Below are 6,555 nucleotides of genomic sequence, written 5' to 3' on the forward strand. Positions count from 1 at the left end.
TTGAAAACTAATTAACAAACTCATTTTTCATCCGTCTAAAAACGTAGCTATGCAATGTTCATTTACTGTTGAAAAATGAACTTATCAATAAATTTGCAGATCTTGAGAATGTTAAAAATCATTTCCCAAAAAACTTTACCCATTTACTTTGAACTACTTGTTATATGAGAGGCAATTAAATCTCCATGAAAACGGCCATTTTCAATAAAAATTTCGTTTGCGTTGTTTCCGGCAGCGATTACTCCAGCAATATAAATACCTTCTATATTAGTTTCCATCGTATCTGGATTAAATAGTGGTCGCCCCGTCTGATCATCTACCTTTACTCCCATACTTTTAATTAAAGTATGATCCGGATGATAACCTGTCATTGCATAGACAAAGTCATTTTCAATCTCGATTATTTGCCCTTCTTTTTCATAAATAACCGAGTCTTCTTTAATTTCTACTATATTTGCGTTAAATTCCATTTTGATAGATTCTGAACGGACAAGTCCTTCAAACTCAGGTAAAACCCATGGTTTAATACTTGGTGAATACGAACTACCTCTATAGATGACAGTTACTTCCGCACAACATTTTTCTAATTCTAGTGCTGCGTCTACACTTGAGTTTTTACCACCAATAATTGCAACCTTTTGATTAAAATGCTTATGTCCTTCAAAAAAGTAATGTGAAACTTTTTCAAGCTTTTCACCAGGAATTGATAAGTAGTTTGGTTGATCATAGTATCCTGTAGCAACTATGACTGCTTTTGCTTCATACTTTTTTTCTTCACGGTTTGTCGTAACTGTTTCAATCATAAAATTACTTTTCTTTGTAACAGACGTTACTTCTTCAAAAGCATTAATTTTTATATTATTTCTTTTTACAACATCACGGTAATAAGCTAGTGCCTGATGTTTCTTCGGTTTTCTACCTTCGATAATAAATGGAATATTTCCCACTTCTAATTTTTCACTCGTACTAAAAAACGTTTGATGTGTTGGGAATCGACTAAGGGTATGAACTATATTTCCTTTTTCAATTATTAATGCAGATATCCCCTTATTTTTCAGAGCTAGATAAGCCGCAATACCACAAGGTCCTCCACCTATGATCAGAACTTCAACTTTTTCCATTTGAAACATCTCCATTAAACTTAATTCTTAGTTATATTTACTATATCTATTTTACGTAAAAAATTTATTTTGTCTAATAATAGGTAAACAAAAAAACAAGATGGAAAAATTCCCATCTTGTTTTTATATCATATATAAGCTTATACCCAACCTCTGAATCGGCTAGCTTCAGCCATTTTACGCGCTCCAACCATGTAAGCTGCAAGACGCATATTTACTTTTCTATTTACACTTGTTTCATAAATATTATCAAATGAGCGTACCATAACTTTTTCTAATCTTGTTTCTACTTCTTCTTCAGTCCAGTAATAACCTTGGTTATTTTGTACCCATTCAAAGTAAGAAACAGTTACGCCACCAGCACTAGCTAATACGTCTGGAACTAGTAGAATTCCACGTTCAGTTAAAATTTTTGTCGCTTCAAGTGTTGTAGGTCCATTAGCAGCTTCAACTACAATCGATGCTTTAATGTTATGAGCATTATCTTTTGTAATTTGATTTTCAATCGCTGCAGGAACTAAAATATCACAATCTAATTCTAATAATTCTTTATTTGAAATTGTATTATTAAATAGTTTAGTAATTGTACCGAAGCTATCTCTGCGATCTAATAAATAATCAATATCTAAGCCATTTGGATCATGAAGAGCGCCATAAGCATCAGAAATACCAATAACTTTTGCACCAGCATCATGCATAAATTTAGCTAAGAAGCTACCTGCATTACCAAATCCTTGGATAACAACTCGTGCACCTTCTAAGTTAATACCTTTACGCTTAGCTGCTTCACGGATTACAATTGTAACACCTTTAGCAGTAGCAGTTTCACGGCCGTGTGAGCCACCTAATACTAATGGCTTACCAGTAATAAAACCAGGAGAGTTAAATTCATCTATTCTAGAATATTCATCCATCATCCAAGCCATAATTTGAGAGTTTGTAAATACGTCTGGAGCTGGAATATCTTTAGTTGGTCCTACGATTTGGCTAATTGCACGAACATATCCGCGGCTAAGTCTTTCTAACTCACGAAATGACATATCACGTGGATCACAAACGATTCCACCTTTACCTCCGCCATATGGTAAATCTACAATTCCACATTTCAAGCTCATCCAGATTGAAAGTGCTTTCACTTCATTTTCTGTTACATTCGGATGGAAACGGATACCACCTTTAGTTGGTCCTACTGCATCGTTATGTTGTGCTCTGTAACCAGTGAAAATTTTCACTTGTCCATCATCCATGCGAACTGGAATTTTTACAGTCATCATACGAACTGGCTCTTTTAAAAGTTCATACATTTCATTTGAATATCCTAATTTTTCTAACGCTTCTTTGATTACTACTTGTGTAGGCGCTAGTACATCTAATTGTTCTTCAGTGTTGCTATTTTTCTCTGTAGATTTCTCGGCAACCATTGTAAACCCCCTAGAAATTTGAACTATGAAAAGTTTCATTCATTCTGAAATTAGTATACAACTTTCCATCCCATTTTGAAAGTTATAAACACATAGAAAACTAAATATAATATTTGTTTAATGTAAGCGTTTTCTAAGGTCATTATACTCCTATTTACAAAGTTTGAAAAGGAAAGAATATGAAGAAATACAATATATTTATAAAAAATTTACATAAAGAAAACTCGCCGATTGGCGAGCCTTTAGCCGAAGACAGATACGTAGTTACACTGCACGTTAGATCTTGAATTGGAAACTACGTCGATTTGACTTCACCGGTGCAAATTTATACTTTCAAATGTGAAAGTATAACCTCTCGTAATAAATTACTGAGAGGCTTTATTTTTAACGAAATAAAAATGCAGTTGTTCAATAGCATTTTCTGAAATAAGCTCTTTACCGTACTCAATAATGCGATAAATTGTTCTCGTTGAAGGATTTCCATATTCGGCTAGTATCGCATAAAATGTTTCACGATCTAGTCTTCCTATTTCATTCTCCTCAAACTTTAGATAAAACGTATTTTCAAAAGAGAACAATCTTCCACCGATTGCATCACATGAAACTAATTTTTCAGAAAGTAGGATTAGATCATCCAAAGTAGAAAACTCGTACAATATATGTTCACTTTCATCAAGGATTACTTCCATCGATATAAAATCATCTTGAAATTCATCTTCCTCTTCTTCAATATCATCGGATTTTGTGACGATTACTACCATCCCTTGAGCTTGAAGAGAGAAAACTTCAACGGATACTTTACCATCTACTTCGAAACCTAGTTCTACGCTAGCTTCATGCATCATATCTTGAAAAAGCTGTTGAACTTTTGGCGCATTATACCATAAGTCTTCTTTTGTCAGACCACGTTCAGATAAATCATCAGATGTAAGAAAAACTTTTATTTTATTGTAGTTCAACCGTTCCAACCTCATGAACTAGCCTCCTTGCTGCATTTACCATAGTACAGTTTATGTTTTTAAATACTTTTGGTGATTCTAAAGTCAAAATTCATTTATAATTAAAATTCTGCTTTAACCACTCATCCCAGTTTGATTGTCCATTCCCTATATAAAATTCCTGGATTGAATCCATTATAGGGCTGTCACAAGTTGAAACTGCGTGTCCACCAATTCCAATAATGATATCAGACTTAATTTTTTTGATTGTAATGGCTAGATCAATTGTTTTCTTTAAATTATCTTTAGAAGTACATGACATAATAAATCCAGCTGGATTCACCTCATTTATTACTTGTTCAACTTCATTAGAGTCAATAGATGCTCCTAAATAAATTACCTGAAAACCAATTCTTCGTAAATAAATCGTAAATATTAATAAACCCAATTCATGCTTTTCTTCTGGTCCACAGACTGCAATTAACTTTGGCAAATGTTTATTGTTTGGTAAGTTTTGATAAACCATCCCTAATCTTGTTCTTAAGAAAGAGGTCGCAAAGTGTTCATGTGCACTTGTAATTTCTCCGTTACGATACTTATCACCTATTAAAATGAAAACTTTAGAAATGATTTTAAATAACACTTTATCAACTGAAAAAAGACTAAATGCTTCATTCACATAATTATGGGCTTCATTTTCTTCAAAAGTTAATAATGATGATACAATACGATTTACTAAAGCATCAGATTGTAGATTTTCGGAAAGTGATTGATCATTAGATGATTTATGCTCTTTTGCTTCATATAAATTAATCGCTTGTCCAATTGTAAATCCTTCATTAACTTTTTGAACGAGCCATTTTAAGATGTATACATGTTCTTCTGTATAAAGTCGATGGCCAGCATCATTTCGTACAGGACTAATAATATTATATCTTCTTTCCCATGCTCTTAAAGTACCTGGTAATATCCCTACAATGTTAGAAATTGCTTTAATATTGTATTTTCCTATTTGGGCCAATTTTCTTTCCTCCTGCATGTAAACAAAACCCTTATTTCATAACATCAAAATTTAAGACAGTTATTGTGTTTTGTTTTCGAATTCCTTTATTGTTATGTAGCTCCAAATATACCGTTTTCTGATTTCGTTTTACATTTGATTGACTTCTTTCAAACAGATAAACTTGAATACTTTTAAAATTACTAATATTACTATCCATTACTTCAGTATAGCTTGTTAAAATACACAAACTGTCTTCATAAAGCTCTTCAAGTGCAAACGAAAGTTGATCTCTATTTGTTTTCACATCATCTAAACCTATAATCGTAAATTTTGTACCATTTTCAGTCTCAAATGAAGCACTTGTATTTTCTAAAATTGTAACTTTACAATCTAGTAATAATGCATTTAAATCTCTATAATTGCCACGATAGTCCTGTTCATTCCACAAAAAGTAAACAGGAGCCATAGAAGCTAAATATTGTATGTTTACATCGTTATATTTTTTTGTTTGTTTTTTTGAATATCCACTTAAGAGAATGATTGTATTGTCATTGCAGATCCTTTCAATCTCACTCAACTTAGAACGAATATCACCTATATCTGGTATCCAAATAAATTGAATGGACTGTAATGAATCATCTAAATGCTCAATTTTAATTTTTTTATTGATAATTTCCAACTTACTTTTTCGATTTAATAGTAGAATTATCGCTAGTACTACTACTAATCCAATTAATACTAAAAATTTTATTTTAATTTCCCCCTTGTTTCATAAACCCATTAAGTAAATACCATGTTGCTCCCAATGACTATACCCCATTCATACAAAAGCGATTTATATCAGTTCTTTGCGTACAGTTCATAGTACTTTTTATTATTATACAAAAACTAGTAGAAATTGAAAAATTTTAAACCACAAAAAAACTTATGTACATTCGTATTGAATGTGCATAAGTTTTTAATTAGACAAAAAACAGTACCTTACTCATTCGTAACAGATACTATTCTAAGGCCGAGTTCTTCAAATTTACTTAAAATTTTATCTATATTTTTATTAGCTTCAATTTTTAAGACCATTCTTCTTAATAATTGATCTTTTGAATCAAACGTTACAAGTGAAATGACGTTGATTTTAAAATGATGAAGATAGTCAAGTAATCTCGCTAGTTGACCTTCCTGCTCCATACTTGTCATTGAAATCCTGATCCCTCGACAATCCTTTCCAAGTACTTCTTGAAAAATCTTGATAACGTCATATCTTATAACAAGTCCAACAAAATTTCTCTCATCATCAACTACCGCAATTGATGGATATTTTTTTAATGAGTGCATTGTATCTTCAAATGGCTCTTCCGCTTTTACACAATTTGTTTGATGTGTTGCTATTTCACCTATTTTTATATTTTTAATGTATTCTTCTTTTGACAATTCACTATAAAAGCATCTTCTAAAAATCTCAGCTTGTGAAATCATACCAACATACTTATTTCCTGATAATACAGGTACGCTATCAATCTGTTTTTCTAATAAAAGATTCAATGCACGATCTACAGTATCGTTTGATTGAACCGTAATAACTTGATGATTTTGAAGCATTCGATGTTTTGCTAACATTCTATAACACTCCCTTCACTCTATTTATAACATAGAAAGGGAGCATTCAATTTAAACGGATTTGTCTAGATTTTGAACTTCTCAAATCTTATTTATCCACATCGACATTTAATGGGATTTTTAATATTTGACCAGGTTTCACTTCAATACTTTGCAGATTATTTGCATCTTGAATAATTTCTTCACCATCTCGATTACCATAATATTTCATCGATATAGTAAATAATGTTTCCCCTCTTTTTACTTCATGATTTATTTCTTTTACCCCAACCGACCCATTTGAATCAGTTGCACTTGATGAAGATTGAGGCTTTACTTTATTTGTTACATCACTTTTTATCGAAGCATTTTTAGTGCTTTCATTTTTATTTTTATGGCTTTTAAATTTTTCAGTAGCTGCTAGTCTAACTTTTTCAAATTTATTTGAAGGAACGATTAAAATTCCTTTTGGAGTAAAA

The 6,555-nt window shown here is 31.7% G+C and carries 7 protein-coding genes; all 7 read right to left on the minus strand.

Annotated elements, in window-relative coordinates:
* Window positions 1-143: 143 nt before the first annotated feature.
* A complete protein-coding gene (locus tag ACFCYN_RS14770) occupies window positions 144-1,121 on the minus strand; it encodes a YpdA family putative bacillithiol disulfide reductase (protein WP_375950085.1) in 978 nt (325 codons plus the stop codon).
* 140 nt (window positions 1,122-1,261) lie between these two features.
* Window positions 1,262-2,542, minus strand: a complete 1,281-nt coding sequence (locus ACFCYN_RS14775) for a Glu/Leu/Phe/Val family dehydrogenase (protein ID WP_172444107.1) — start codon at window positions 2,540-2,542, stop codon at window positions 1,262-1,264.
* Window positions 2,543-2,907: 365 nt separating this feature from the next.
* Window positions 2,908-3,516 carry a genetic competence negative regulator gene (locus ACFCYN_RS14780; RefSeq protein ID WP_172444106.1) on the minus strand — a complete coding sequence of 203 codons (609 nt, stop codon included), beginning with the start codon at window positions 3,514-3,516 and terminating at the stop codon, window positions 2,908-2,910.
* Between the two features lie 76 nt (window positions 3,517-3,592).
* Window positions 3,593-4,501: a MerR family transcriptional regulator gene (locus tag ACFCYN_RS14785; protein WP_216854083.1), complete on the minus strand. Its 909-nt coding sequence runs from the start codon at window positions 4,499-4,501 to the stop codon at window positions 3,593-3,595.
* A gap of 31 nt (window positions 4,502-4,532) precedes the next feature.
* Window positions 4,533-5,162: a hypothetical protein gene (locus ACFCYN_RS14790; RefSeq protein ID WP_172444104.1), complete on the minus strand. Its 630-nt coding sequence runs from the start codon at window positions 5,160-5,162 to the stop codon at window positions 4,533-4,535.
* A gap of 302 nt (window positions 5,163-5,464) precedes the next feature.
* Window positions 5,465-6,097 carry a CBS domain-containing protein gene (locus tag ACFCYN_RS14795; protein ID WP_172444103.1) on the minus strand — a complete coding sequence of 211 codons (633 nt, stop codon included), beginning with the start codon at window positions 6,095-6,097 and terminating at the stop codon, window positions 5,465-5,467.
* A gap of 88 nt (window positions 6,098-6,185) precedes the next feature.
* A partial coding sequence (locus tag ACFCYN_RS14800) for a LysM peptidoglycan-binding domain-containing protein (protein WP_375950088.1) occupies window positions 6,186-6,555 on the minus strand: 370 nt, incomplete at its 5' end.

This window comes from Gottfriedia sp. NPDC056225 (assembly GCF_042267765.1).
Taxonomy (GTDB): Bacteria; Bacillota; Bacilli; order Bacillales; family Bacillaceae_G; genus Gottfriedia.